Source organism: Actinomadura sp. NPDC048394 (assembly GCF_040651755.1).
Lineage (GTDB): Bacteria > Actinomycetota > Actinomycetes > Streptosporangiales > Streptosporangiaceae > Spirillospora > Spirillospora montaniterrae.
Map to the genome: position 1 here is coordinate 1 of NZ_JBEZJL010000007.1, position 24,854 is coordinate 24,854.

The following is a 24,854-nucleotide window of genomic DNA, read 5'->3' on the forward strand; positions in this document are numbered from 1 at the left end:
AAACACCCGGTCCCATTCCGAACCCGGAAGTTAAGCCCTTCAGCGCCGATGGTACTGCATGGGAGACCGTGTGGGAGAGTAGGACACCGCCGGACTCATATTAGAAAGGCCCCGCCGGAAACGGCGGGGCCTTCTGCATTTCCGGGGTCAGTCCCAGTGGCCCGCGGCGGCGGCTTCGGCGACGTAGTCCTCGAATGGCGTGGCTGGGCGGCCGAGGGCGCTTTCCACGCCGTCCGACACTGTGGCCCTCCGGTCGTCGCGGATGTCCTCCAGGAGGCCGGCGAGCATGCGGGCGGCGTCCGGGTGGACGCCGTTCGCGGCGAGGCGTTCGGCGAAGGCCTCCGCGGTGACGTCGACATGGCGGATCGTGCGGCCGGTGGCCTTGCCGATCAGTTCGGCGGCCTCGGCGAAGCTGATCGCGCGCGGTCCGGTGAGCTGGTAGATCCGGCCGCTGTGCCGGTCGTCGGTGAGCGAGTCGGCGGCGACCTCGGCGATGTCCTCGGCGTCGACGAACGGGGTGCGGCCGTCCCCGGTCGGCACCGCGAGGGTGCCGCTGAGCACCCACGGTTTCCAGAACGACTCGCTGAAGTTCTGCGCGAACCAGTCGGGACGCAGGATCGTCCAGCCGACACCGGATCCGCGTACCGCCCGCTCGGCGGACTTGAGAGGGTGATCGTCGTCGGCCTCGCCGACGCCGTGGGCGGACAGCAGGACGAGCCGCCGCACTCCCGCGGAGGCCGCCTCGGTCACGAACTTCGGGATGCGCGCGTCTCGGTCCGGGACCGGCTGGAGGACGGGCTCCAGGAGGTAGACGGCCGTGACGCCGTCGAGAGCGGCGGGCCAGGTCGCCGGATCGCCGAGATCGACGGCCACGTCGCTGCCCGAACGGGACGCGGTGCGGACGGAATGCCCGGCGGCACGCAGGCGCCGGACGATACGGCGGCCGGTCTTTCCCGTGGCGCCGAGGATGAGCGTGTTCTCCATGCCCCCTACGCAACCGCACGACGGTCAGACGATCCATGAGAGAACGTCTCGGATTCCTTTGTCATCGTCTAGCGTGTGCGGCATGGACGTCCTCAGCGATCTGCTGCACCGGGCGCGCGCCGGCGACGCGCTGGTGAGGCAGCTGGTCCAGCGGCCGCCGTGGGCGCTGACCTTCGCCGATGCCACGGCGCTGACGGTCGTGGCCACGCTCGGCGGGACCGCCGCGATCCGTTTTGATGAGACCGGCGCCGCACCGGTGGCCCTCGCCGCGGGAGACATCGCGCTGATCACCAAGGCCGGGGAGTACACGATCGCGGACGACGCGTCCACGCCGTCCCAGGTCGTGATCAGGCAGGGGCGGAAGTACCGGGCGGACAGCGGTGAGCCGGTCGAGCGAGAAGGGTGGAACCTGGCACCCCGCACCTACGGTGACGGGCTGCCCGGAGCCACGGTCATGCTCCGCGGCGCCTACGAACTGCACGGTGACGTGGGCGGACGGATCCTCGCGATGCTGCCTCCGGCGGCGGTGGTGCCGGCCGGGCCGCGGACGCGCGGCGCGCTGGATCTGCTCGCCGCCGAGGTCGGCCGGGACGAGCCCGGTCAGGACGCCGTCCTTCACCGGCTGCTGGACCTGGTACTCGTCCTGGCGCTGCGGGCGTGGTGCGCGCGGCCGGGGTCGGACCTGCCGTCCTGGTACCGGGCGCTGGCGGATCCGGCGGTGGGCGACGCGCTGCGGCTGCTGCACGAGGACCCGGCGCGTCGCTGGACCATCGCGGCGCTCGCCGCCGAGGTCGGGATGTCCCGTGCGGCGTTCGCCGCGCGTTTCGCCGGGCTGGTGGGCGAGCCGCCGCTCACCTACCTGACCGGGTGGCGGATGACCCTCGCGGCCGACCTGCTGCGCGACACCGACGCGACGGTCGCCGCCGTGGGCCGCGAGGTCGGCTACGAGGACGCGTTCGCGTTCAGCGTGGCGTTCAAGCGCACAAGGGGCGTCAGTCCGTCCCGCTGGCGGCGCGGGACGGACTGACCCCCCGGGCGCACGCTCAGGATGCGAAGGCGTTGAAGGTCGCTTCGGCTCTGTCGCGGTTCTTGTAGAGGTCCCAGGCGGTGTCGGCGAGGTCGTCCGGGTTCAGCGTCCCGACCGTCATGCCGTCGAGCCGGTCCGCCTCGCCGACGATCATGCGATGGATGTCGCCGCGCTCGATGAGGCCGCCGATGGTGAGCGTGCCGGCGTACACGCCCTGGTCGGCGAGCGCGGCGTGCAGGGTGATCGCGTAGTTGCGGAGGGCGGCGGACGAGAGCGCCAGGTTCCCGATCATCGGCAGCGGGACGACGGAGCTGAGTCCGCCGGCGAACAGCAGCCCGCCGTCTCCGCGCTCCAGCATGCCGGGCAGGACCGCGCGGACCGCGTCGATGGCCGGATACACCCAGCTCATCGCCTCCTGGGCGGCGGGCACGTCCGTCTCGGTGATGGGCGCGGGCCGCGCGGCGGGGTCGGCCGCGCCGGGGCCGTAGTAGACGACGTCGACGGCGCCGTGCCGTGCGGTGATCTCGTCGAGGGCACCGAGCAGGGCGTCGTGGTCGCGGACGTCCGCCGGATGGGATGTCGCCTCGATGCCCGCGGACGCGAGCGAGGCGAGATAGCCGGGGTGGCGGTCGCCGTTGCGGGAGATGAGGGCGATGGCGTGCCCTTCCCGGCCGAAGCGGTGGGCGATCGACATGCCGAGCCCGGGGCCGGCGCCGATGACGACGGTCGTCGCGGTCATGGTCGGAACCTCCAGAAGTTGAGGGGACCCTCAAGTTAGCCGAAAGTCGAGGGTTTCCTCAACTTCGTAGGATGGCGGTATGTCCAGGAGCAGGCCGGCGCGGGCCGACGCCGCGCGGAACCGCGAGAAGCTGGTGGCGGCCGGGGCGCAGGTGTTCGGGGACCGCGGTCTCGACGCGCCGCTGGAGGAGGTCGCGCGCCGCGCCGGGGTCAGCATCGGCACGCTCTACAACCACTTCCGCGCGCGGCAGGACCTCCTTGACGCGATCTTCCCCGTCCGGCTGGCCGAGCTCGACCGGCTCGCCGCGCAGGCCCTGGACGACCCCGATCCCTGGACGGGGTTCGCCGGGTTCGTCGAGGGGATCGTCGCGCTGCAGGCGCAGGACCGGGGGCTGAACGACGTGCTCGCGCGCCGCTTCCCGCTCGCGTCCGAACTGAGCGAGGCATGCGATCGCGGCTTCGCGCACCTGGCCCGGATCGTTGAACGGGCCAAGGGCTCCGGCCGGCTGCGGAGCGACTTCGAGGTCACGGACATCGTGCCGCTGATGTGGGCGATGTCCCAGATCATCCGCGAGTCGGGGGGCGCGGAGCCCCCGGTCTGGCGCCGGTTCCTCGCCCTCTTCCTCGATGGCCTGCGGGCGGACGCCGCGCGCCCGCTGCCCGTCCCCGCGCTGTCGCCGGATCAGATGGCCGAACTCATGGGCGGCCGCTGATCAGTCCGCGCGCTCCAGGGCGGTCAGGAGCTCCTGGACGGCGTCGAGGTCGTCCTCGCCGAAGACGCGGATGCCCTCGCGGCGCAGGAGGGCCGTCGTCACGCCCGTGCCGGGGACGGACGCGCCTGAGAATGTCCCGTCGTAGACGCGGGCGCTGCCGCAGGACGGGCTGCCCTCCTTCAGCAGGGCGATGCGGGCGCCGGCGCGCTGGGCGGCGGCCAGCGCGAGACGTGCGCCCCGCAGGAACTCGGCGGTCACGTCGGCTCCGCCCCTGGTGACGACCCGAGCGGTGCCGTCGAGGACGGCGCCACCGTCGCCGCCGACGATCTCGGCAGGCGGCCGGGGGACCGGAAGCCCGCCGGACACCTCCGGGCAGAACGGTACGAGCCGCCCTTCCGCGCGCCACCGCTCGAAGAGGCCGCCGGCCACCGGTTTGGCGGCTCCGTCGTATCGGACGGGCCGTCCCACGAGGCAGGAACTGACCAGTATGCGCTCCACGCCTTTCAGCCTATGCGGGACGCGGAGACGTCTTGCGCCCCCCTGATCCCCGGCGAATAGTTGTGGGCATTCCCCCGTCGATTGGGAGCCCGGCATGGTCCTTCTCGGCCGTCCGCTCCCGGAGGCGCCTTCCGAGGGACGTCCCCGGGGTTCGGTTCTGGTGTCCTGGCTGACCACCACCGACCACAAGGTGATCGGATATCTGTATCTGACCACATCGTTCGTCTTCTTCCTGCTGGCCGGCCTGATGGCGATGGTGATGCGGGCGGAGCTCGCCTCCCCGGGCCTGCAGATCGTCTCCAACGAGCAGTACAACCAGCTGTTCACGATGCACGGCACGGTGATGCTGCTGCTGTTCGCGACGCCGTTGTTCGTCGGCTTCGCGAACGTCGTGATGCCGCTGCAGATCGGGTCGCCGGACGTGGCGTTCCCGCGGCTGAACATGCTGAGCTACTGGCTGTTCCTCCTCGGCGGGCTGATCGTGTTCGCGTCGTTCATCTCGCCGGGCGGCGCCGCGAGTTTCGGCTGGACGGCGTACGCGCCGTTGAACAGCGCGCTGCGGAGTCCGGGCGTCGGCGGCGACATGTGGATCATGGGCCTGGCGCTGTCCGGATTCGGGACGATCCTCGGCGGCGTCAACTTCATCACCACGATCATCGGGATGCGGGCGCCGGGAATGACGATGTTCCGGCTGCCGATCTTCACCTGGAACGTGTTCCTGACGAGCCTGCTCGTGCTGATGGCGTTCCCCGTGCTGGCGGCGGCGCTGCTGTGCCTGGAGGCGGACCGCCGGCTCGGCGCGCACGTGTTCGACGCGGCCTACGGCGGCGCGCTGACCTGGCAGCATCTGTTCTGGTTCTTCGGGCATCCCGAGGTGTACATCATCGCGCTGCCGTTCTTCGGGATCGTCACCGAGGTCATCCCGGTGTTCAGCCGCAAGCCGCTGTTCGGCTATTTCGGGATGGTCGGCGCCACCATCATGATCGCCGGGCTGTCGATGTCGGTGTGGGCGCACCACATGTTCACCACGGGCCAGGTCCTGCTGCCGTTCTTCTCGTTCATGTCGTTCCTCATCGCCGTGCCGACCGGGGTGAAGTTCTTCAACTGGGTCGGGACGATGTGGCGCGGCAATCTCAGTTTCGAGACGCCGATGCTGTTCGCCGTGGGGTTTCTCGTGACGTTCCTGTTCGGCGGGCTGACCGGCGTCATCCTGGCGTCGCCGCCGCTGGACTTCCAGGTGCAGGACTCCTACTTCGTGGTGGCGCACTTCCACTACGTCGTCTTCGGGACGGTCGTGTTCGCGATGTTCTCCGGCTTCTACTTCTGGTGGCCGAAGATGACGGGGAAGATGCTCAGCGAGGCGTGGGGGAAGGTCCACTTCTGGACGCTGTTCATCGGTTTCCACACGACGTTCCTCGTCCAGCACTGGCTGGGCGCCGAGGGGATGCCGCGCCGGTACGCCGACTATGCCAAGCAGTTCACCGCCCTGAACCGCGTCTCCAGCGCGGGCGCGTTCCTGCTCGGGATCTCGACGCTGTTCTTCATCTACAACGTGTACCGGACGTCGCGTCACGGCACGCGGGTCCAGGCGGACGACCCATGGGGGTACGGCAATTCGCTGGAATGGGCGACGTCGTGCCCGCCGCCGCGGCACAACTTCACCTCGATCCCGCGGATCCGCTCGGAAAGACCCGCGTTCGACCTCCACTACCCGAAAGCAGCAGAGGTGGAAGCCAAGACCACGCCGGAGGAGGGCCCCTGACCGGGCACCGCCGGACGGGCGAGCGTGACGGCGCCCGCGCGCGCTTGGTGGGCGCGCGCGGGCGGGGAACGCTACTTGGAGATGCGGCTGACGGCTATCTGGGCGACGCGGACCGCGGCGGCCGGGTTGAGGCGGACGCCGCGCCAGGCGAGGCGGCCGTGCGCGGGCGCGACGATGAGCGCCTGGTTCTTGGCGACGCCGCGCATGATGTCGCGCGCGAGCTTCTCGGCGGTGTAGAGGCGCGGTGACGCCTTGGCGATGTCCTCGGTGGCGTTGCCGCTCAGCTGCGTCTCGGGCAGGTCCGGGTTGACGTTGTGCAGCAGCGGGGTGTCGACGAAGCTCGGGCAGACCACGCTGACCTTGACGCCGCGCCCGGCGGCCTCGGCGCGCAGGCCGAGCGACAGGCCGACGACGGCGTGCTTGGTGGCGGTGTAGGGGATGCCGATCGGCATCGGGACGAGCCCGGCGAGCGAGGCGGTGTTGACGATGTGCCCGCGGCCCTGCTCCAGCATGATCGGGTAGGCGGCGTGCACGCCGTGCACGACGCCCTTGAGGTTGATGTCGATCGCGCGGTTCCAGTGGTCGAGGGTGAGCTCCTCGGCCAGCCCGCCGATCGCGATGCCGGCGTTGTTGAACACCAGGTCGAGGGTGCCGTTCTCGGCCTTGACGCGCTTGTAGAGGTCGGTGACGGCCTCGGCGTCGGTGACGTCGAGGGGGGCGGAGGACGCCTTGCCCTTGCCGAGGGTGTTCAGCTTGTCCGCGACGGCGGCGGCGCCGTCGGCGTTGATGTCGCTGACCACCACGGTGTCGCCGCGCGCCACCAGGGACGTGGCGATCGCACGGCCGATGCCGGATGCGCCTCCGGTCACGATCGCGATGCTCATTCTGCGCGCTCCGCTCGATGCTGGGCTAATTGGATGTTCTGTTCAATTGCGGGGATTCTACGGGGTGGGACGGCATGGCCGACACTCACCCGGCTACGAAACGGGGACCGCCGGCTCGTCGTCGCGCCCCTCCACCCGGAAGTCGCGCGGGTCGAGGCGGCGCGTCCGCAGCCAGTAGTTCACGGTCGACGCGGGCCAGGCGGCCCGGTTGACGCCGTCGCGGTCGAGGTACCAGCTGTCGCAGCCGCCGGCCACCCACACCGCGCCCTCGGACTTGCGCTGCACCCAGGCGTTGAACCGGTCCTGCACGGACGGCTTCACCGAGATCCGCGCGCCGCCCGCCGCGTCCAGCATCGCCAGGCACTGCAGGACGTAGCGGACCTGCGCCTCGATGATGAAGATCATCGAGTTGTGGCCGAGGCCGGAGTTCGGGCCGAGCAGCAGGAACAGGTTCGGGAAGCCCTTCACCGTCACGCCGAGGTGCGCCTCGATGCCGTCCTTCCAGGCGTCCTGGATCTTCAGCCCGCCCCGGCCCACGATCCGCGCGTTCTCGAACGCGTCGGTGACGTGGAAGCCGGTGCCGAAGATGATCGCGTCGACCTCGTGCTCCCGGCCGTCCCGCGTGACGATCGAGTGCTCGCGGACCTCCGCGATCCCCTCGGTGGTCAGCTCCACGTTGGGCCGCATGAGCGCCGGGAAGTAGTCGCTGGAGACGAGGGTCCGCTTGCAGCCCATCGTGTAGTCGGGGGTGAGCTTGCGGCGCAGCTCCGGGTCGGGCACCTGGCGGGCCAGATGCCACTGCGCGATCGAGCTCGCGGCCTTCAGCAGCCGCGGGTTCTTGAACCCCAGGACGAAGCTCTCCTGCAGCAGGTAGATGCCGTTGCGGTAGCCGCGCTGGAAGCCGGGGACGCGCCGGAACAGCACTTTCTCCAGGCCGGTCACCTTGCGGTCCGGCTTCGGCATGATCCACGGCGGCGTCCGCTGGAACACCGTCAGCGACGCGACGCGCTTGGCGATCTGCGGGACGAACTGGATCGCCGACGCGCCCGTGCCGATCACCGCGACGCGCTTGCCGGTCAGGTCGTAGGAGTGGTCCCACTCGGCGGAGTGGAACGTCTTCCCCTCGAACGACGCGAGGCCGGGCAGGTCGGGGATGTTCGGCTGGTGCAGCGGGCCCATGCCCGCGGCGAGCGCCCGTCCCCGGACGACCTCGCCGGGCTCGGCGCCCGGGCCCTCGATCGACGCCTGCCAGGTGTCGGTGGCGTCGTCGTACTCGGCGGCGGTGACCTCGGTGCCGAACCGGATGTGCTGCTCCAGCTCGTACTTCTCGACGATGTCCTTGATGTACCGCAGCAGCTCGCCCTGCTTGGGGAACATCCGCGACCAGTCGTTCTTCGGCTCGAACGAGTACGAGTACAGCAGCGACATGATGTCGCAGGCGCAGCCGGGATAGGTGTTCTCCCGCCAGGTGCCGCCGACCTCGTCCGCCTTCTCCAGAATGACGAAGTCGTGCACGCCGGCCTTCTTCAGCCCGATCGCCATGCCGAGGCCGGAGAAGCCCGTCCCGATGATGACGACCTTGTACGGCCCGCCGCGTCCCGCCGCCGGCGTCACCACGGCGGCCCACCGCGCGGCGGGACCCTCCGGCCCCGCCGCGCCGTTCGCCCCGGCCATCGCTCAGGCGGCCTTGGGCTCGTCGACGGGGCGCCGCGTCCCCGGCCTGTCCCAGATGCCGAACGCCTTCCAGACCCGCTTGTTCACCGGGTCGATCACGCCGAGCTCGGCCATCAGGTCGCGGATCTTGCCGACCGAGTTGGAGATCTCCGCCTGCGAGGCCGGGCTCTTGTACGCCTGCCGGACGACGTCCTTCGGGATGTTGAAGTGCCGCACCATCGGGCCGGGCGGGGACAGCATGATCCGCGCCATCACGCCGAGCACGATCGGGGTCGCGAAGCCGAGGATCCGGCGGCGCGCCGGGTTCATGGTCGGGATCCGGTGCTTGAGGTAGTGGCGGGCGAAGGAGATGTGCCGCGCCTCCTCCGCGATGTGGATCTTCATGATCGTCTCTTCGAGGGGGTGCTTGATGTGCCCGCCCTTGAGGGATTTGCGCTGCACGTAGTCGATCGGGTCCTCGCCGCCGAGCACGAACACGAAGAACATCTCCGTGCTGACGAGCGGGATCCACGGCGCGGCCTGCGCGATGAGGCTGAGCGACCGCGGCATGCCGCGGATCGGCATCTTCGTCCGGTTCACGAACTCCTGGAACATCATCCCGTGGTGACATTCCTCGGTCGTCTCGTGGTAGACGTACCGGAACTCCGGCCGGCCGTTCGGCAGCCGGTAGGCGTAGTTGAGCAGGCCGCGCTTGAGCAGGTTCTCGAACTGCAGGCCGATCTTCATGGCGGTGGCGACCCGCCACAGCCCGATCTGCGACTGGATCTCCGGCGGCTGCGACCGGTACCACTCGGTCTCGCCGAGCCGGTCGAACTGCGGCAGCACCCAGCGCGGGTCGTTCTTGTCGACGGTGAAGTCGGGGTCGTCCCACGGGATGTCGGCGTAGGCCTCCCAGTGCTTGTCGACCGACGCCTTGTTCAGCCGGTCGACGACGCCGAGGTACGACTTCCTGTCCTTGACCTGCTCGCGGACCTCGTCGGCGAGTTCGGTGGGGGCTTTCGGCATGTGAGGCGCTCCCTCGGGGGTGGTGCGGCCTGCGGGGGCCGGGGGTGATCCTTCTTCGTGGCTAGGGCGCGCCCGCGGCGGTGGCCGCGGGCGCCTGCTGCGGTGGCGCGGTGCCGTCGTCGTCCGCCGCCGGGGCCGGGGCGGGCGCGGGGGTGGAGGCGGGGCCGCCGGGCTCCGGGACGATCAGCTGGGCGATCTCCTTGACCTGGCGCAGCACCGCGGCCTGGTGGCCGCGGGAGTCGTCGTCGAGGGCGTTCTGGATCGACAGCCCGACGAACATCGCGAACAGGCCGCGCAGCATCGTGTCGGTGAAGTCGGGGGGCAGCGTGTTCGCGGGGAACAGCTTCTCGAAGGTCTCGGCGATGGTCTGCAGGATCCGCTCGTTCAGGTCGACGCAGAGCGGGCGCAGCTCCTCGTCGGTGCGGGCGGCGACCGCCAGCTCCATCAGGGCCTTGGCGGGCCGGCCGCGGAAGACCTCCCAGAGCAGGTCGAGCGCGCCGGTGACGTTGCGGCGCTCCTTCGGCAGCACCGCGAACGCCGTCTCGTACGCGAGCCGCTGCGCTTCGAGCAGGTGCTCCAGCGCCGCCGCGACCAGGATCATCTTGGTCGGGTAGTGGTGCTGCTGCGCCCCGCGCGAGACGCCCGCGCGGCGGGCCACCTCGGTGGTGGACGTGCCGGACCAGCCGAGGTCCACCAGGCACTCCATGGTGGCCTCGAGGAGCCGGGCCTGCGTGCGCGACCGGCGCTCCTCCTGGGTCCGGCGCGTCCCGCTGCTGTGGCGCCGACGCCGGCGGCTGCTCACTGACACGCCTCCGACGGTACGAGCCCACTTACAAGCAAGCAAGCCTGCTTGTATGTTGCCCGCATCACAATTGGACAACGCGTCTTATTGATCTCGCGGCGAGGACGTACCCCCTGCGCGGTACCCGGCCCGGCTCCGCTGCCGCCCCCGTCGTACGCGCGGGCGCGCCGGTGCCGCCCACGGGGTAGGCGCGGTGCCTCTCGCAGCCGGACGACGCGGGCCGTACCGGCGCGTGACGATCCCGGCCATGGGAAACGCGGCAGAGGCAAGACGAACCATCAACGAGGCGGACGCGGACATGGGCGGCGCCCGCACGGAACGGCTCACCAAGGTCTACGGGACCGGCGACATGGCGGTGCGCGCGCTCGACGAGGTGAGCGTGGCGTTCCCCGCCGGGCGCTTCACCGCCATCATGGGCCCGTCCGGCGCCGGCAAGTCGACCCTGATGCACTGCGTGGCGGGCCTGGAGGACGCCACGTCCGGGAAGGTCTACGTCGGCGACCAGGAGCTCGGGTCCCTGTCGGACCGGCGCCTGACGCGGCTGCGGCGCGAGCGCATCGGCTTCGTGTTCCAGGCGTTCAACCTGCTCCCGACGCTCACCGCGAAGGACAACATCGTCCTGCCGATGACGCTGGCCGGGACGCGTCCCGACAGGGAGTGGCTGGACACCGTGGTGCGGGTCCTGCGGCTGGGGCAGCGGCTCACGCACAAGCCGTCGGAACTGTCCGGCGGGCAGCAGCAGAGGGTGGCGCTCGCGCGCGCGCTGGTCACCCGTCCGCAGATCGTGTTCGCGGACGAGCCGACCGGCAACCTCGACTCCCGTACGGGCGCGGAGGTGCTGGACCTACTGCGCGGCGCCGTCGACGACCTTGGCCAGACGGTCGCGATGGTGACCCACGACCCGGTCGCCGCCGGCTACGCCGACGCGGTCGTGTTCCTCGCCGACGGGCGCGTCGTCGACGTGATGGACGAGCCCACGGCCGACCGGGTCCTCGACCGGATGCGCGGGCTGGGGGACCGGTCATGACCGGGCTCGTCTTCAAGGAGCTGTGGGGGCGCAAGCGCCGCATGGCCGGGTCGCTGGTCGCGGTGTTCCTCGGCGTGACGTTCCTCACCGGCACGCTGGTGCTCGGCGACACGCTCGCGTCCAGCATCGACGGCTACTTCTCCGGCGCCTACGGCAAGAGCGACGTCAGCGTCCGCAACGCCACCAAGGTGAGCGACTCGCCCTGGGGCGCGCGCGGGCAGATCGACGCGTCGGTGCTGGCGAAGGTGCGCGGGGTGGACGGCGTAGCGAACGCCGAACCCGTCATCCAGGGCTCCGGGCAGCTGCTCTCCAAGGACGGGACGACGATCCCGTCCCGCGGCCCGAGGACCGCCGGGAACTGGCTCAACGACCCGAAGCTCAACCCCTACCGGCTCGCCGAGGGACGCGCGCCGCGCGCCCCGGACGAGGTCGTCATCAACAAGATGTTCGCCGACGAGGGCAAGCTGAAGGTGGGCGACCGGACGGCCGTCCTCACGCCTGAGCGCGTTCCCGTGACGGTCGTCGGGATCAGCAAGTTCGGCAGCGAGGACGCGTTCGGCGAGACGTCGTTCACCGCGTTCAGCCTGGAGGGCGCGCAGCGGTACGTCGCGAAGTCGTCCGGCCGCATCAGCAGCGTCGCGATCCGCGCCTCCGCAGGGGTGAGCCAGGACGCGCTGGCCGCGCGCATCCGCCCCATGCTGCCCGCCGGGACCGAGGCCGTCACCAACCGCGCCCAGGTCGACGAGGGCATGACCGCCGTGCAGGACGGCTTCCTCAAGACGTTCCGGATCGTGCTCGGCGCGTTCGGCGGGGTGGCCCTGTTCGTCGCGGCGTTCAGCATCCACAACACGTTCGCCATCACGATGGCGCAGCGGACCCGCGAGTCGGCGCTGCTGCGCGCGCTCGGCGCCGGCCGCCGCCAGGTCGTGGCGTTCGCCGGGATCGAGGCGCTGATGATCGGCGGCGCCGCGACCCTGGCCGGGCTCGCCGGCGGGTTCGGCTTCGCCGCGCTGCTCCGGCTGCTGTTCACGACGTTCCGGATCGGGATCGCGATGGAAGGGCTCACCGTCTCCGCGACGACGCTGCTGGTGGCGGTCCCGGCCGGGCTGCTGGTGACGCTCGTCGCGGCGCTCGGGCCCGCGCTGAGGGCGTCCCGGGTGCGGCCTCTCGCGGCGCTGCGCGAGGTCGCGGCGGAGCCGTCCCGGCCGTCCGACACCCGGATGATCGTCGGCGGGGTGTTCGCGGCGGTCGCCGCCGGGACGGTCGTGCTCGGCGCGTCCGGCGGGCAGGTGGCGATGGCCGCCGCCGGCGCGGTGCTGTGCCTGGTCGCGATGGTCGTGCTCGGGCCCGCCGTCGCGCGCCCGGCCGCCGCCGTCGCCGGCGCCCCGGCCGCGCGGCTGCGCGGTGTCCCCGGCGCGCTCGCCCGCGGCAACGCCACGCGCAGCCCGCGCCGCACCGCCGGCGCCGCGACCGCGCTGATGATCGGCGTCGGCGTCGTCACCCTGCTCACGGTGTTCGTCGGCTCGCTCCGCGCGTCGCTGGAGGACGGCGTCGCCGGCTCGTTCAAGGGGCCGCTCGTCGTGGACGGCGGCGGCAACGAGACCGGCGGATTCGCCCCGCGGCTCGTCGACGAGGCCGCCCGGCTGCCGCAGGTCAGCGGGGTCGCCGGGCTCGGCACCGGCGGCATGCGGGTCGGTGGCCGCATCGCGACCGTGTCCGTCGGCGACCCGTCCGCGCTGCGCCGCGTCCTCGACCTCGACGTCTCGCAGGGTTCGCTCGCCGGGCCCGGCACCTTCGCGGTCTCCAAGAAGATCGCCGACGACCGCGGCTGGCATGCCGGTTCGCGCGTCGGCCTCACCTTCGCCGACGGCGTCGCGCAGGAGGTCACGGTCGGCGCCGTGTACGACCGGACCGACCTGACCGGCGACTACCTCGTGCCCTGGACGATCTGGGGCGCCCACACGAAGCAGCCACTCGTGACCAGGGCGTTCGTCGACCTCAAGCCCGGCGCGTCCGTCACGTCGGCGCGCGGCGCCCTCACCGCGCTCGCCAGGCCGTACGGGGCGCCCGACGTCGAGACCCGCGACGCGTTCGTCACGGCGCAGACGTCCGACATGAACGGGTTCATCGCCGTCGTCTACGGGATGCTCGCCCTCGCGATCATCATCGCGCTGCTCGGCATCGCCAACACGCTGTCGCTGTCGGTGCACGAGCGGACCCGCGAGCTCGGCCTGCTCCGCGCCGTCGGCGCGACCCGGGCGCAGATCCGCTCGATGGTGCGCTGGGAGTCGCTGATCGTCGCGCTGTTCGGGACCGCCGGCGGGCTCGGCCTCGGGGTGTTCCTCGGCTGGGGGCTCGGCGCCGCGCTCGGGAACCCGTTCACCGCCCCGCCCGTCCAGCTGGGCGTGATCGCGCTGGTCGGAGCGGTGGCGGGCGCGCTCGCCGCGATCAGGCCCGCCCGCCGCGCCGCCCGGCGGGCGATCCTCGCCTCGATCGCCGCGCCGTGATCACGCCGTCTGGAGCCCGCCCCGCAGGCCCTGCGGGGCGGGCGCCCGGGCGGATTCCGGCCCCGCGGCGCGGATATTGTGTGTCCATGCAGGTCAACCAGTCGGGCAAGCTGACCAACGTCTGTTACGACATCCGCGGGCCGGTGCTCAAGCGCGCCAAGCAGCTCGAGGCCGAGGGCCACAACATCCTCAAGCTGCACATCGGCAACCCCGCGCCGTTCGGGTTCGAGGCTCCGCCGGAGCTGCTCCAGGACATGATCCGCAACCTGCCGGACGCGCACGGCTACAGCGACTCCAAGGGGATCCTGCCCGCCCGCCGCGCCATCGTGCAGCGGTTCGAGGACAACGGCGTCACCGGCCTGGACGTCGAGGACGTCTACCTCGGCAACGGCGTGTCCGAGCTGATCGTGATGACCCTGCAGGCGCTGCTCAACGACGGCGACGAGGTGCTGATCCCGGCGCCCGACTACCCGCTGTGGACGGCGTCGGTGTCGCTGTGCGGCGGCACCCCCGTCCACTACCTGTGCGACGAGGCCGCCGACTGGGCGCCGAGCCTCGACGACATCGAGGCCAAGATCACCGACCGCACCCGGGCGATCGTGCTGATCAACCCCAACAACCCGACCGGCGCCGTCTACCAGCGCGAGGTGCTGACCCAGATCGTCGAGGTCGCCCGCCGCCGCAACCTGATCGTCTTCGCGGACGAGATCTACGACCGGATCCTCTACGACGACGCCGTGCACGTCCCGATCGCCTCGCTGGCCCCCGACCTGCTGTGCCTGACCTTCGGCGGGCTGTCCAAGAACTACCGGGTCGCCGGGTTCCGGTCCGGCTGGGTGGTGCTGTCCGGGCCGAAGGAGCACGCCGAGTCCTACATCGAGGGCCTGGACATCCTCGCCAACATGCGGCTGTGCCCGAACGTCCCCGGCCAGCACGCGATCCAGGCCGCGCTCGGCGGCTACCAGAGCATCGACGACCTCGTCCTGCCGACCGGCCGGCTCGGCGAGCAGCGCGACCGCGCCTGGAAGCTGCTCAACGACCTGCCCGGCGTCAGCTGCGTCCGGCCCAAGGGCGCGCTGTACGTCTTCCCGCGGCTCGACCCCGAGATGTACCCGATCGAGGACGACATGCGCTTCGCCCTCGACCTGCTCGAACGGCAGAAGCTCCTCGTCGTGCAGGGGACCGGGTTCAACTGGCCGACCACCGACCACTTCCGCGTCGTCACGCTGCAGTACGCCGACGACCTGGAGGAGGCCGTCGGCCGCATCGGCGACTTCCTGAGCACCTACCGCCGCTGACGGGCGTCACGACCGGTGTCGGGACCGGTGGGCCGTCACGATCCGGACGCGGCGGCGTCGAGGCGCTTGAGCGCGCCGCGCACCACGTCCGGGTCGGTCGTCGCCCAGAACGGCGGCAGCGAGTTCTTCAGGAAGCCGCCGTAGCGGGCCGTCGCCAGCCGCGGGTCGAGGACGGCGACCACGCCGCGGTCGTCCATCGACCGCAGCAGCCGGCCCGCGCCCTGCGCCAGCAGCAGCGCCGCGTGCGTCGCGGACACCGCCATGAACCCGTTGCCGCCGCGTGCCGCCACCGCCCGCGCGCGCGCCGACGACACCGGGTCGTCCGGGCGCGGGAACGGGATGCGGTCCATGATGACCAGCTGCAGCGACGGGCCGGGGACGTCCACGCCCTGCCACAGCGACAGCGTCCCGAACAGGCACGTCCGCTCGTCCTCGGCGAACTGCTTGACCAGCAGGGACGTGGAGTCCTCGCCCTGGCACAGCAGCGGGTGCGACAGGTGGTCCTTCAGCTCGTCGGCGGCCTGCCGGGCGGCCCGCATCGAGGAGAACAGGCCGAGCGTCCGGCCGCCCGCCGCCTCGATCAGCTCGGTGATCTCCGTCAGGTACGCGTCGGCGAGCCCGTCCCGCCCCGGCTGCGGCAGATGCCGCGCCACGTACAGGATCCCGGACTTCGGGTGGTCGAACGGCGAGCCGACGTCCAGGCCCGACCAGACGATCTCCTTGCCGTCCTTCCCGTCCTCGTCCTTGCCGTCGGTGGCGGTCTGCGCGAGGCCCTCCGCGGCCGTCTTCGCGTCCCGCGGCGCGTTCTCGCCGAGCGGCGGCAGCCCCCACTGGCGCGCCAGCGGCTCGAACGACCCGCCCAGCGTCAGCGTCGCCGACGTCAGGACGGCCGTGCGCTGCTCGAACAGCGTCGTCCGGAGCAGGCCTCCCACCCCGATCGGCGCGACGTGCAGCGCCGGCGGACGCTTCGGACGCCCCTCCTGGACGAACGGCTTCTCCAGCCACACCACGTCGAACCGCTGCGACATCTCCGGCTGGAACGACTCCAGCATCCGCACCGCCGTGTCGTGCAGCTCCTCCAGCGACGACCGTGCGGCCTTGCGGGCGGCCGCGTCGCCCGGATCGGCGTCCTTCTTCTCCGGGCCGATCGCCGTGAGGCAGGCGTGCAGCGCGTCACGCGTCGCCGCGAGCGTGCTGCCCAGCGAAGAAGGCAGAACGTCCATACGGCCCGCGGGCAGATCCTCAAGCAGGACGCCGAGGCCCTCCGCGGCCTCCTTGAGCCGGTCGGCGACGCCCTCCTCGACCAGCCGCCCGCAGCGCCGCGCCGCCGTGTCCACGCCGGCCGCGCTCAGATCGCCCGTCGCGACCGACGTCACCCGGTCGACCAGCTCGTGCGCCTCGTCCACGATCACCACGTCGTGCTCCGGCAGGACCTGGAACTCCTCCAGCGCGTCGATCGCCAGCAGCGCGTGGTTGGTGACCACGATGTGCGCCTCGCCCGCCTCCGCGCGGGCCAGCTCCGCGAAGCACTCGGTCCCCTGCGGGCAGCGCTGCGCGCCCAGGCACTCCTTCGCGGTGACCGCCACCTGCCGCCACGCCTGCTCGCTCACCCCGGGGACCAGCTCGTCGCGGTCGCCCGTCGTGGTCTCCTCGGCCCACTCGTTCAGCCGCTTGACCTGGCGTCCCAGCATGGACAGCTGCTGCGGGTCGAACAGCCCGGCGCCGCCCTCGTCCTCCTCCGGCGCGCCCGTCTGCACCCGGTGCAGGCACAGGTAGTTGCGGCGGCCCTTGAGGATCGCGAACTTCAGCTCCCGGCCGAGCAGCGGGTTCAGCGCCTCGGCCAGCCGCGGCAGGTCGCGGTCGACGAGCTGGCGCTGCAGCGCGATCGTCGCGGTCGACACCACCACCGTGGTCTGCTTCTCGACCGCGTACCGGATCGCCGGAACCAGGTACGCCAGCGACTTGCCCGTCCCGGTGCCCGCCTGCGCGGCGACGTGCTCGCCCGACGCGATGGCCTTCTCCACCGCCCCGGCCATCTCCACCTGCCCGGGGCGCTCGGCGCCCCCGATGGCCTCGACGGCGGCGGACAGCAGGGTCGGCATGTCCGGAATCTTGGCGTCGCTGTCGGTCAGCAGATCAGGGGCGGGCACGTCGCCCAACGCTACAGCCCGCGGCGGACACCCGCGCCCGGGTTCGGCCCGACGAGGACCGCCCGGCCGTCCCGCCGCCGGCCTCCGCCGGGTCCGGTTGACGCCCTTTGCGGAGGGTCGGCCAAGATAGGGGCCGTGTCTGCTGAAAGAGAAGTCCTAACCTGGGAGTTGTTCGGCACCGCCGGCCGCGAGCTGGCCCAGGAGATCGCGGCCAGCGGCTACCGGCCCGACCTGATCCTGTCCATCGCCCGCGGCGGCCTGTTCGTCGCCGGATCCCTCGGTTACGCCCTCGACGTCAAGAACCTGCACGTCATGAACGTCGAGTTCTACACCGGCGTCGACCAGCGCCTCGACCTGCCCGTGATGCTCCCGCCCGTGCCGAACGCCGTCGACCTGTCCGGCGCCAAGGTCCTGGTCGCCGACGACGTCGCCGACACCGGCGCCACCCTCAAGCTCGTCCGCGACTTCTGCGCCGACCACGTCGCCGATGTCCGCTGCGCCGTCGTCTACGAGAAGCCGCATTCCACCGTCAAGTGCGAGTACGTCTGGCGGCACACCGACCGCTGGATCAACTTCCCCTGGTCGACCGAGCCGCCCGTCGTCAGCCGGCCGCAGCAGATCCTCGACGCCTGAAGTTATCCACATTCTCGGCGGCGCTTTCGCCCCGCCGGGCCCGGCTGCCAGTGTCGACGGCATGACAGCACTGGTCATCCGCTCCGCTCAGGACGCCATAGCCGCCGTTCCCTACCTGCTGGGGTTCCACCCCTCCCGCAGCCTCGTCGTCATCGGCCACGACGGCCCGCACGGAACCTGCGCGGTCCGGCTCGACTTACCGGTCCCCGCCGCGGCCGGCGAACGCGTCGCCGGGCTGCTGGCCGGCAACGGGTTCCGCAAGGCGCTCCTGCTCGGCTACGGCCCGGCCGGCGAGGTCGAAGGCTCCGCCGGCTCCATGGCCGCCGCCCTCACCGCCGCCGGCGTGGACGTCCTGGAATCCGTCCGCGTCTGCGACGGCCGCTGGTGGTCCCTCACCTGCACCGACGGCTGCTGCCCCGCCGAAGGCACTCCCTACGACATCTCCACCAGCCTCATCGCCGCGCAGGCCACGCTCGCCGGGCACGTCGCCCTCGCCGACCGCGACGAGCTCGTCCGCTCCGTCCAGCCGGTCGGCGGCCTGGCCCGCGAATCCATGCGCCGCGCCACCGAGCGAGCCGAGAGACGCTTCCTGCGATGGGCCCGCGAACCCGCGTCCCGGTTCCGTTCCCGCACCACCGAGGAGGGCCTCGACCACGTCCCCCGCATCCTCGCCCGCGCCCGCGGCCGCACCCGCCCCACCGACGACGACGTCGCCCGGCTCGGCTTCCTCCTCACCGACCTGCGCGTCCGCGACGAGGCGTGGATCCGCATCGACGAGGACGCCCCCGCCGCCGACATCGCCTTCTGGCGCGACGTCCTCCGCCGCGTCGAACCCCCGTACGTCCCGGCCCCGGCGTCCCTGCTGGCCTTCGCCGCCTACACCGCAGGCGACGGCGGCCTGGCCAACGTCGCCCTGGAACGCGCCCTGGAGGCCGACCCCGCGTACTCCATGGCCGTCCTGCTCCGCAGCCTGATCGACGCCGGCGTCCCACCCGCCCAAGCCCGCATAGGCATGACCCCCGACCAACTGGCCGCCGCCTACCACGAACCAACCCAAGAGGCCAGCTAACCCAACCTCCCCCTCAACCAATCCCACCTGGCCACCCACCGAGCTGCCGGCGCCCCCAGCAAGGAACGCGCGGGCGGGGTTGCGTGGGGGTGCGGAGCGGGTTGCCTAGGGAGATTAGGTTGGGGGGATGGTCAGTGAGGGGGGCGGATGACGCGGGCCGGGTTGAGCGCGGAGCTGTTGACGCGGGCGGCGGCGGAGCTGGCGGACGAGGTCGGCTTCGAGAACGTGACGGTGTCCGCGCTCGCGCGCAGGTTCGGCGTCAAGGACGCGAGCCTGTACTCGCACGTCAAGAACGTCCAGGATCTCAGGGCGCGGGTGGCCGTGCTGGCGCTCGCCGAGCTCGCGGACGAGGCCGCCGGCGCGCTCGCGGGCCGCGCGGGCAAGGACGCGCTGGTCGCGTTCGCGGGCGCCTACCGGAAGTACGCGAAGGAGCATCCGGGGAGGTACACGGCGGCGCGGCTGCGGCTCGACCCCGAGACGGCCGCCGCCAGCGCCGCCGGCCGGCACGCGGAGATGATGCGGGCGATCCTGCGCGGCTACGACCTGGCCGAGCCGGACCAGACGGACGCGGTGCGGCTGCTGGGCAGCGTCTTCCACGGCTACGTGAGCCTGGAGGAGGCGGGCGGCTTCGACCACTCGCGCGCGGCCCGCGACGTCGACACGTCCTGGCAGCGGTCCCTGGACGCCATCGACACCCTCCTCCGCAACTGGCCACCCCCCACCCCCGACACCAAAGAGCACCCCACCCCCTAAAGCCCGCACGCCTCAAGGACCGGGCGGCCGGCTCACTTAGGACGACGGGACGCCTCACGGCCGGGCGCCTCAGGGGCCAAGCGCCCTGGGCCGACCGCGCACCTCGAGCCGGCCAGCCGTCTCGGGTGACACCGGACGCCTCAGAGCGGCCGTGTGTGTCGAGGCGGGGCCGCTCCCCGCGGCCAGCCGCCATAAGGCGGCGGGGCGCCTCGGGGTCGGGCGGCTCCGCGGGCCGCGCATCTTAGGTGGCTGGACGCTTCAGGGCGGCCAGCTTGCTTGGGGCGGCGGGGTGGCCCGTGGCCGGACGGTTCCGGGGGCCGCGCGTCTCGGGGGGCTTGGGTTAGGGGCGGACGGCTTGGCCGGGGGTGCCGGGGTCGATGCGGCGGTCGCGGTTGCGCTCGTTCCAGGCGCGCATCCGCGGCGGGTAGCCGACGATCTGTACGTCGTAGGCGGGGACGCCGAGGTCGCGGGCGACCTTGCCGATGACCTTGGGGGAGCCGACGCGGCGGCGGGTCCACTCGCCGTCGTGGGCGACCGCGACCGCGGTGGTGTCGGTGGCGAAGGTCTCCGGCTCGATGTAGAACTCGACGCCGCGGCGGTCGCGCGCGAAGGCGATCAGCGCCTCGATGTCGGCGGCCGTGGCCTCCCGGTCGAGCTTGGCCACCGTCGTGCCGCGGTGCCGGCGGATGCCGAATCGGTCCCGGAACCTCATCGCCTGTCCTGTCGTCGGGCGGCCCCGGAGGGGGAACGGGACCTGGTCGGGTGTCTGCGGACAACGAACACGCGGCGCGGCCGGGTTCCCGACACAGCGGCGGCGTCCCCGGCGAGCCGGGCACAGCACCCTAGACTGGCCGGGCCTGGGAGATCAACAGCGGGGGGTGTTGATGGACGGGCCGATTGCGGTCCGGCGGGCGGCCGTCGCCGTGCTGGCGGCCACCGTGTGCGGGGCGTTGAGCACCCTGGGCCCGGGGCCGCCGCGGGTGGGGCTCGCCGCGGCGTCAGCGCCGGCCGGCGGGGCCGGGCACGCAGGCCGCAAGGGCGCACCGCGCCGGCAGGCGCCGCCGCCCGCGCCGCCGCGGGTGGACTGCCTGCGGGCCAAGTGCGTGGCGCTGACCTTCGACGACGGACCCGCCGAGAGCACGGGCCGGCTGCTGGACATCCTCGCCGCGCACCATGTGCGGGCGACGTTCTTCATCGTCGGGGAGCAGGCCGCCAAGTTCCCCGAGCTGGTGCGGCGCGAGCACGAGGCCGGGCACCAGATCGCCGACCACAGCTACACCCACGCCGACCTCGGCCGCGCGTCCACGAAGAAGATCATGTCGGAGCTGACCAGGACGCAGGAGGCGATCCGGCAGGCGTCCGGCTTCACGCCGACCATGCTGCGGCCGCCCTACGGGTCATTGTCGAAGCGGCTGACTGCCATCACCAGGCAGATGGGGCTGGCGCAGGTGCTCTGGACCGTCGACCCGCTCGACTGGGAGCACCACGACACGAAGTACGTCGAGCGGCGCGTGCTGAAGGCGGTGAAGCCCGGCTACATCGTGCTGATGCACGACATCCATCCGACGACGGTGGCGGCCGTCCCGACGATCATCGAGAGGCTGGCGGCGGAGGGGTACTCGTTCGTGACGGTGCCGGACCTGTTCGGCGGGACGCTCACCCCAGGGAAGGAGTACCTCCGGCTCGACTCAGGGGATCGTCAGGGTCTTCCCTGATGGTCGGCGGCGCGCGCGCCGCTCAGCATGGAGACATGGACAGCACTGACGCGGTGGGGCGGTTGCGGGTCTCCGACGCCGAACGGGACGCGGTCGTCCGGCAGCTCCAGGACGCGTACGCCGAGGGCAGGCTCGACCACGACGAGTTCGACATGCGCGCGCATCTGGCGATGACGTCGAAGACGCGCGACGACCTGGCGGCGGTCACCCGGGATCTTGAGCCGGTGCGGGGGCGCGCGGGGCAGAGCCTGGAACTCGCGGAGCCGACGGGGGAGGACCGGATGCTCGCCGCGGCGGCGCACGCGGTCGCGGTGCCGACGCTGTTCGTGGGCCCGCTGGTGCTGATGCTGGTGAGCGGCAAACGCTCGGAGTACATCCGGCGGCAGGCGATGGAGGCGCTGAACCTCCAGGTGACGCTGCTGCTGATCACGATCGTGACGTTCGGCGTCGGGGGCGCGCTGTACGGGGTGACGTGGATCCTGTCGGCGATCGCGGCGGTGTTCGCGCTCGCCGGGCGCGGTTTCCGCTACCCGTGGATTCTGCGGCTGGTGAAGTAGCGGCCCGCGGACGGCCCGGACGGGTTTGTCGGCGCGGACGGCGGGGGAAAGGTCAACGTTGGCCGCCCCGCCGGCGGCCCGCCCCGAGGAACCGGACCGCACATGATCATGGCCGTGGCTTTATTCCCCCTCCTACCTGTGATGACCCTAACGTCCGGGTTATGTGGACGGTACATGGGATCATGGATTAACTATGCAAGGGAGGGGTAGATGACGGAGCTTGCGCTCAAGGGCGATCACCAGCGGGCGGTGGAGGCGCTCAGGCGATCGTACGAGGCGATCCCGGCCGGCACGCCGGTGCGGCTGGCGAAGAAGACCTCGAACCTGTTCCGGTGGCGCGACCCCTCGGCGGCCCCGGGGCTGGACGTGTCCGGCTTCGACCGGGTGCTCAGCGTCGACGCGGACGAGCGGACCGCGCAGGTCCAGGGCATGACCACCTACGAGGACCTGGTCGACGCGACCCTTCCGCACGGGCTGATGCCGACCGTCGTCCCGCAGCTGAAGACGATCACGCTGGGCGGGGCGGTGACGGGGCTCGGCATCGAGTCGACGTCGTTCCGGGACGGCCTCCCGCACGAGGGCGTCCTCGAGCTGGAGGTGCTGACCGGCGACGGCCGCGTCATCACCGCGACGCGCGACAACGAGCACGCCGACCTGTTCTACGGCTTCCCGAACTCCTACGGGACGCTCGGCTACAGCCTGCGGCTGAAGATCGAGCTGCGGCCGGTGAAGCCGTACGTCCGGCTGCGGCACCTGCGGTACCGGGACGCGGCGGAGCTCGCGAAGGCGATGGGCGAGATCACCGAGTCCGGCGTGTACGAGGGCGAGACCGTCGACTTCGTCGACGGCACGGTCTTCGGCGCGGACGAGCAGTACATCACGCTCGGCTTCTTCGCCGACGACGCGCCCTACACCTCCGACTACACCGGCCAGGGGATCTACTACCGGTCGATCCAGGAGCGCTCGGTCGACTTCCTGACGGTGCGCGACTACATCTGGCGCTGGGACACCGACTGGTTCTGGTGCTCGGGCGCGTTCGGCGTGCAGAACCCGACCGTCCGGCGGCTGTGGCCGGACAAGTACAAGCGGTCCGACGTGTACCGCAAGATGGTCGCCTACGACCGGCGCTACCAGCTGCTCGCGCGCGTGGAGCGGTGGCGGGGGCTGCGCCCGCGCGAGGACGTCATCCAGGACATCGAGGTGCCCGTCGAGCGGCTGCCGGAGTTCCTGGAGTTCTTCCACGACAAGATCGGGATGAGCCCGATCTGGCTGTGCCCGCTCCGTGCGAAGGAGCAGTGGCCGCTGTATCCGCTGGAGGTCGGCCGCCCGTACGTGAACGCCGGGTTCTGGGGGACGGTCCGGCTGCCTCCGGGGCAGATCCCGGAGTACCACAACCGGCTGATCGAGCGCGAGGTCGCCAAGCTTGACGGCCACAAGTCCCTGTACTCGACCGCTTTTTACAGCAGGGACGAGTTCTGGCGGTACTACGACGGGGAGACCTACCGGCGGCTCAAGGGGGAGTACGACCCCGGCGAGCGGCTGCTGGACCTCTACGACAAGTGCGTGCGCGGACGCTGACCGGCGTCCGCGGATTCGGGGGTGGGGCCCCGGACGGGCCGGTGGTCGACCATCGTCGTCCCGTCCGGGGCGAAGAGACAGGAGGATCAAGATGACGCTGGCCAAGGTCTTCGAGCAGCTCGCCGGGGCTGAGGCGCCAGTGGAGTTCACGGCGTACGACGGTTCGCGGTCGGGCGTGCCCGGCGCGCCCATCCGGTTCGACGTGCGCTCGCCCTACGCGGTGTCCTATCTGGTGCACTCGCCGGGGGCGCTCGGGCTGGCCCGCGCGTACGTCACCGGCATGATCGACGTCGACGGCGACATGATCGAGGCGCTGACGACGATGCAGCAGGTGCTGAGCGACGTGACGCCGCGGGACAAGGCGCGGATCGTGGGCGGGGTGCTGGGGGATCCGCTGCTCCGCGCGGCGATGTCCCGCCGGCTGGACCCGCCGCCGCAGGAGGCCCCCTTCAGCCGCATCCCGTCGTGGCTGCGGCACTCCAAGCGGCGCGACGCGAAGGCCATCTCGCACCACTACGACGTGTCCAACACGTTCTACGAGTGGGTGCTGGGGCCGTCCATGGCCTACACGTGCGCGTGCTACCCCGAGGAGCACTCGACGCTGGAGGAGGCGCAGTTCCACAAGCACGACCTGGTGGCCAAGAAGATCGGGCTGAAGCCGGGGATGCGGCTGCTGGACGTGGGCTGCGGCTGGGGCGGCATGGTGATGCACGCCGCCAAGGAGTACGGCGTGAAGGCGCTCGGCGTGACGCTGTCGAAGCAGCAGGCCGAGTGGGCGCAGAAGGCCATCGCGGACCGGGGCCTGTCGGACCTCGCGGAGGTCCGGCACCTGGACTACCGGGACGTGACGGAGACGGGCTTCGACGCGATCAGCTCGATCGGGCTGACCGAGCACATCGGCAAGAAGAACCTGCCGTCGTACTTCTCGTTCCTGTACGGGAAGCTGAAGCGCGGCGGGCGGATGCTGAACCACACCATCACCCGCCCGGACAACCTGGCGCCTCCGCGCAAGGAGAACGGGTTCATCAACCGGTACGTGTTCCCGGACGGTGAGCTGGAGGGCCCCGGGTACGTCCAGCAGCAGATGAACGACGCGGGCTTCGAGATCCGGCACCAGGAGAACCTGCGCGAGCACTACGCGCGGACGCTCACGGGCTGGTGCCGGAACCTGGACGAGCACTGGGACGAGGCCGTCGCCGAGGTCGGCGAGGGCACCGCCCGGGTGTGGCGGGTCTACATGGCGGGCTGCGTGCTCGGCTTCAACCAGAACTGGATCCAGCTGCACCAGACCCTGGGCGTGAAGCTCGACGAGGACGGACGCAGCCACATGCCGCTGCGTCCCGACTGGGGCGTGTGACGCCGCGAGCGCTCCCGCGAAACGCCGCTGATGGGCCGGCCGGAACACTCCGGCCGGCCCGTCGCCGTTGACACCCCGCGCCGCCGTCATCCCCGCGTTGCCGTCATCCCCGCAGCGCCGTCA

22 protein-coding genes and 1 rRNA gene are annotated in these 24,854 nt (G+C 71.7%); 14 read left to right on the top strand and 9 right to left on the bottom strand.

Annotated elements, in window-relative coordinates:
* Positions 1 to 95: ribosomal RNA gene (rrf, locus tag AB0C78_RS06045) — 5S ribosomal RNA — on the top strand; the annotation flags it as partial.
* A 52-nt stretch (positions 96 to 147) separates the two neighbouring features.
* Here rrf and AB0C78_RS06050 read toward each other — a convergent pair.
* Entirely contained in the window at positions 148 to 984 is an 837-nt protein-coding gene (locus tag AB0C78_RS06050) for an NAD(P)H-binding protein (protein ID WP_360742368.1), read from the bottom strand.
* An 82-nt stretch (positions 985 to 1,066) separates the two neighbouring features.
* Here AB0C78_RS06050 and AB0C78_RS06055 point away from each other — a divergent pair, with 82 nt between their 5' ends.
* A complete protein-coding gene (locus tag AB0C78_RS06055; protein ID WP_360742371.1) occupies positions 1,067 to 2,011 on the top strand; it encodes an AraC family transcriptional regulator in 945 nt (314 codons plus the stop codon).
* 16 nt (positions 2,012 to 2,027) lie between these two features.
* Here AB0C78_RS06055 and AB0C78_RS06060 read toward each other — a convergent pair whose 3' ends face one another.
* Positions 2,028 to 2,750, bottom strand: a complete 723-nt coding sequence (locus AB0C78_RS06060; protein WP_360742374.1) for an SDR family NAD(P)-dependent oxidoreductase — start codon at positions 2,748 to 2,750, stop codon at positions 2,028 to 2,030.
* Positions 2,751 to 2,829: 79 nt separating this feature from the next.
* On the opposite strand from AB0C78_RS06060, the gene AB0C78_RS06065 reads away from it, so the two are divergent.
* On the top strand, positions 2,830 to 3,462 hold the full coding sequence (locus AB0C78_RS06065; RefSeq protein ID WP_360742377.1) for a TetR family transcriptional regulator: 633 nt from the start codon (positions 2,830 to 2,832) through the stop codon (positions 3,460 to 3,462).
* Here AB0C78_RS06065 and AB0C78_RS06070 read toward each other — a convergent pair whose 3' ends face one another.
* Complete coding sequence (locus AB0C78_RS06070) at positions 3,463 to 3,960, bottom strand: DUF523 domain-containing protein (RefSeq protein WP_360742380.1); 498 nt, start codon at positions 3,958 to 3,960, stop codon at positions 3,463 to 3,465.
* A gap of 94 nt (positions 3,961 to 4,054) precedes the next feature.
* Here AB0C78_RS06070 and ctaD point away from each other — a divergent pair, with 94 nt between their 5' ends.
* Complete coding sequence (gene ctaD / locus AB0C78_RS06075) at positions 4,055 to 5,722, top strand: cytochrome c oxidase subunit I (RefSeq protein WP_360742384.1); 1,668 nt, start codon at positions 4,055 to 4,057, stop codon at positions 5,720 to 5,722.
* A 71-nt stretch (positions 5,723 to 5,793) separates the two neighbouring features.
* Here the strand turns inward: ctaD and AB0C78_RS06080 are convergent, their stop codons facing one another.
* The 4 genes from AB0C78_RS06080 to AB0C78_RS06095 form a co-directional block, all read right to left on the bottom strand.
* Positions 5,794 to 6,606, bottom strand: coding sequence for an SDR family oxidoreductase (locus tag AB0C78_RS06080; RefSeq protein ID WP_151544768.1), 813 nt, complete (start codon positions 6,604 to 6,606; stop codon positions 5,794 to 5,796).
* Between the two features lie 93 nt (positions 6,607 to 6,699).
* Complete coding sequence (locus AB0C78_RS06085; protein WP_360742388.1) at positions 6,700 to 8,280, bottom strand: NAD(P)/FAD-dependent oxidoreductase; 1,581 nt, start codon at positions 8,278 to 8,280, stop codon at positions 6,700 to 6,702.
* 3 nt (positions 8,281 to 8,283) lie between these two features.
* The gene (locus AB0C78_RS06090; RefSeq protein ID WP_360742391.1) at positions 8,284 to 9,285 is read right to left on the bottom strand and encodes a diiron oxygenase; all 1,002 of its coding nucleotides are present in this window, start codon (positions 9,283 to 9,285) and stop codon (positions 8,284 to 8,286) included.
* A gap of 61 nt (positions 9,286 to 9,346) precedes the next feature.
* Positions 9,347 to 10,093, bottom strand: coding sequence for a TetR/AcrR family transcriptional regulator (locus AB0C78_RS06095; RefSeq protein WP_360742394.1), 747 nt, complete (start codon positions 10,091 to 10,093; stop codon positions 9,347 to 9,349).
* A 292-nt stretch (positions 10,094 to 10,385) separates the two neighbouring features.
* On the opposite strand from AB0C78_RS06095, the gene AB0C78_RS06100 reads away from it, so the two are divergent.
* From AB0C78_RS06100 to AB0C78_RS06110, 3 genes are all read left to right on the top strand, one after another.
* Positions 10,386 to 11,114, top strand: coding sequence for an ABC transporter ATP-binding protein (locus AB0C78_RS06100; RefSeq protein ID WP_360742836.1), 729 nt, complete (start codon positions 10,386 to 10,388; stop codon positions 11,112 to 11,114).
* Positions 11,111 to 13,621, top strand: a complete 2,511-nt coding sequence (locus AB0C78_RS06105) for an FtsX-like permease family protein (protein WP_360742397.1) — start codon at positions 11,111 to 11,113, stop codon at positions 13,619 to 13,621. The genes AB0C78_RS06100 and AB0C78_RS06105 overlap by 4 nt, the downstream gene beginning before the upstream one ends.
* An 86-nt stretch (positions 13,622 to 13,707) precedes the next feature.
* A complete protein-coding gene (locus AB0C78_RS06110) occupies positions 13,708 to 14,919 on the top strand; it encodes a pyridoxal phosphate-dependent aminotransferase (RefSeq protein WP_360742400.1) in 1,212 nt (403 codons plus the stop codon).
* Positions 14,920 to 14,954: 35 nt separating this feature from the next.
* On the opposite strand, the gene AB0C78_RS06115 is transcribed toward AB0C78_RS06110, so the two are convergent.
* Positions 14,955 to 17,021 carry an ATP-dependent DNA helicase gene (locus AB0C78_RS06115; RefSeq protein ID WP_360742839.1) on the bottom strand — a complete coding sequence of 689 codons (2,067 nt, stop codon included), beginning with the start codon at positions 17,019 to 17,021 and terminating at the stop codon, positions 14,955 to 14,957.
* A gap of 183 nt (positions 17,022 to 17,204) precedes the next feature.
* Here AB0C78_RS06115 and AB0C78_RS06120 point away from each other — a divergent pair, with 183 nt between their 5' ends.
* From AB0C78_RS06120 to AB0C78_RS06130, 3 genes are all read left to right on the top strand, one after another.
* Positions 17,205 to 17,702, top strand: a complete 498-nt coding sequence (locus AB0C78_RS06120) for a phosphoribosyltransferase (protein ID WP_151544774.1) — start codon at positions 17,205 to 17,207, stop codon at positions 17,700 to 17,702.
* A 61-nt stretch (positions 17,703 to 17,763) separates the two neighbouring features.
* The gene (locus AB0C78_RS06125; RefSeq protein ID WP_360742403.1) at positions 17,764 to 18,771 is read left to right on the top strand and encodes a DUF4192 domain-containing protein; all 1,008 of its coding nucleotides are present in this window, start codon (positions 17,764 to 17,766) and stop codon (positions 18,769 to 18,771) included.
* A 147-nt stretch (positions 18,772 to 18,918) separates the two neighbouring features.
* On the top strand, positions 18,919 to 19,524 hold the full coding sequence (locus tag AB0C78_RS06130) for a TetR/AcrR family transcriptional regulator (protein WP_360742406.1): 606 nt from the start codon (positions 18,919 to 18,921) through the stop codon (positions 19,522 to 19,524).
* Between the two features lie 340 nt (positions 19,525 to 19,864).
* Here AB0C78_RS06130 and AB0C78_RS06135 read toward each other — a convergent pair whose 3' ends face one another.
* A complete protein-coding gene (locus AB0C78_RS06135) occupies positions 19,865 to 20,236 on the bottom strand; it encodes a hypothetical protein (RefSeq protein WP_360742409.1) in 372 nt (123 codons plus the stop codon).
* Between the two features lie 172 nt (positions 20,237 to 20,408).
* Between AB0C78_RS06135 and AB0C78_RS06140 the strand changes: the two genes are divergently transcribed.
* The 4 genes from AB0C78_RS06140 to AB0C78_RS06155 all read left to right on the top strand — a co-directional run bounded on the left by AB0C78_RS06140 (position 20,409) and on the right by AB0C78_RS06155 (position 24,731).
* Positions 20,409 to 21,239, top strand: coding sequence for a polysaccharide deacetylase family protein (locus AB0C78_RS06140; protein ID WP_360742412.1), 831 nt, complete (start codon positions 20,409 to 20,411; stop codon positions 21,237 to 21,239).
* 35 nt (positions 21,240 to 21,274) lie between these two features.
* On the top strand, positions 21,275 to 21,796 hold the full coding sequence (locus AB0C78_RS06145) for a DUF1707 and DUF4870 domain-containing protein (protein WP_360742415.1): 522 nt from the start codon (positions 21,275 to 21,277) through the stop codon (positions 21,794 to 21,796).
* Between the two features lie 210 nt (positions 21,797 to 22,006).
* Positions 22,007 to 23,374 carry an FAD-binding oxidoreductase gene (locus AB0C78_RS06150; RefSeq protein WP_360742418.1) on the top strand — a complete coding sequence of 456 codons (1,368 nt, stop codon included), beginning with the start codon at positions 22,007 to 22,009 and terminating at the stop codon, positions 23,372 to 23,374.
* Between the two features lie 91 nt (positions 23,375 to 23,465).
* The gene (locus tag AB0C78_RS06155) at positions 23,466 to 24,731 is read left to right on the top strand and encodes a class I SAM-dependent methyltransferase (protein ID WP_360742421.1); all 1,266 of its coding nucleotides are present in this window, start codon (positions 23,466 to 23,468) and stop codon (positions 24,729 to 24,731) included.
* Positions 24,732 to 24,854 lie beyond the last annotated feature (123 nt).

What these genes read in the sequence shown, in the direction of transcription:
- AB0C78_RS06110 (WP_360742400.1), top strand. Translation starts at nt 13,708, where the DNA reads ATGCAGGTCAACCAGTCGGGCAAGCTGACCAACGTCTGTTACGACATC.
- AB0C78_RS06050 (WP_360742368.1), bottom strand. Translation starts at nt 984, where the DNA reads ATGGAGAACACGCTCATCCTCGGCGCCACGGGAAAGACCGGCCGCCGT.
- AB0C78_RS06155 (WP_360742421.1), top strand. Translation starts at nt 23,466, where the DNA reads ATGACGCTGGCCAAGGTCTTCGAGCAGCTCGCCGGGGCTGAGGCGCCA.
- AB0C78_RS06150 (WP_360742418.1), top strand. Translation starts at nt 22,007, where the DNA reads ATGACGGAGCTTGCGCTCAAGGGCGATCACCAGCGGGCGGTGGAGGCG.
- AB0C78_RS06100 (WP_360742836.1), top strand. Translation starts at nt 10,386, where the DNA reads ATGGGCGGCGCCCGCACGGAACGGCTCACCAAGGTCTACGGGACCGGC.
- AB0C78_RS06060 (WP_360742374.1), bottom strand. Translation starts at nt 2,750, where the DNA reads ATGACCGCGACGACCGTCGTCATCGGCGCCGGCCCCGGGCTCGGCATG.
- AB0C78_RS06085 (WP_360742388.1), bottom strand. Translation starts at nt 8,280, where the DNA reads ATGGCCGGGGCGAACGGCGCGGCGGGGCCGGAGGGTCCCGCCGCGCGG.
- AB0C78_RS06055 (WP_360742371.1), top strand. Translation starts at nt 1,067, where the DNA reads ATGGACGTCCTCAGCGATCTGCTGCACCGGGCGCGCGCCGGCGACGCG.
- AB0C78_RS06140 (WP_360742412.1), top strand. Translation starts at nt 20,409, where the DNA reads ATGGACGGGCCGATTGCGGTCCGGCGGGCGGCCGTCGCCGTGCTGGCG.
- AB0C78_RS06130 (WP_360742406.1), top strand. Translation starts at nt 18,919, where the DNA reads ATGACGCGGGCCGGGTTGAGCGCGGAGCTGTTGACGCGGGCGGCGGCG.
- AB0C78_RS06065 (WP_360742377.1), top strand. Translation starts at nt 2,830, where the DNA reads ATGTCCAGGAGCAGGCCGGCGCGGGCCGACGCCGCGCGGAACCGCGAG.
- AB0C78_RS06135 (WP_360742409.1), bottom strand. Translation starts at nt 20,236, where the DNA reads ATGAGGTTCCGGGACCGATTCGGCATCCGCCGGCACCGCGGCACGACG.
- ctaD (WP_360742384.1), top strand. Translation starts at nt 4,055, where the DNA reads ATGGTCCTTCTCGGCCGTCCGCTCCCGGAGGCGCCTTCCGAGGGACGT.
- AB0C78_RS06115 (WP_360742839.1), bottom strand. Translation starts at nt 17,021, where the DNA reads ATGCCGACCCTGCTGTCCGCCGCCGTCGAGGCCATCGGGGGCGCCGAG.
- AB0C78_RS06105 (WP_360742397.1), top strand. Translation starts at nt 11,111, where the DNA reads ATGACCGGGCTCGTCTTCAAGGAGCTGTGGGGGCGCAAGCGCCGCATG.
- AB0C78_RS06145 (WP_360742415.1), top strand. Translation starts at nt 21,275, where the DNA reads ATGGACAGCACTGACGCGGTGGGGCGGTTGCGGGTCTCCGACGCCGAA.
- AB0C78_RS06125 (WP_360742403.1), top strand. Translation starts at nt 17,764, where the DNA reads ATGACAGCACTGGTCATCCGCTCCGCTCAGGACGCCATAGCCGCCGTT.
- AB0C78_RS06090 (WP_360742391.1), bottom strand. Translation starts at nt 9,285, where the DNA reads ATGCCGAAAGCCCCCACCGAACTCGCCGACGAGGTCCGCGAGCAGGTC.
- AB0C78_RS06080 (WP_151544768.1), bottom strand. Translation starts at nt 6,606, where the DNA reads ATGAGCATCGCGATCGTGACCGGAGGCGCATCCGGCATCGGCCGTGCG.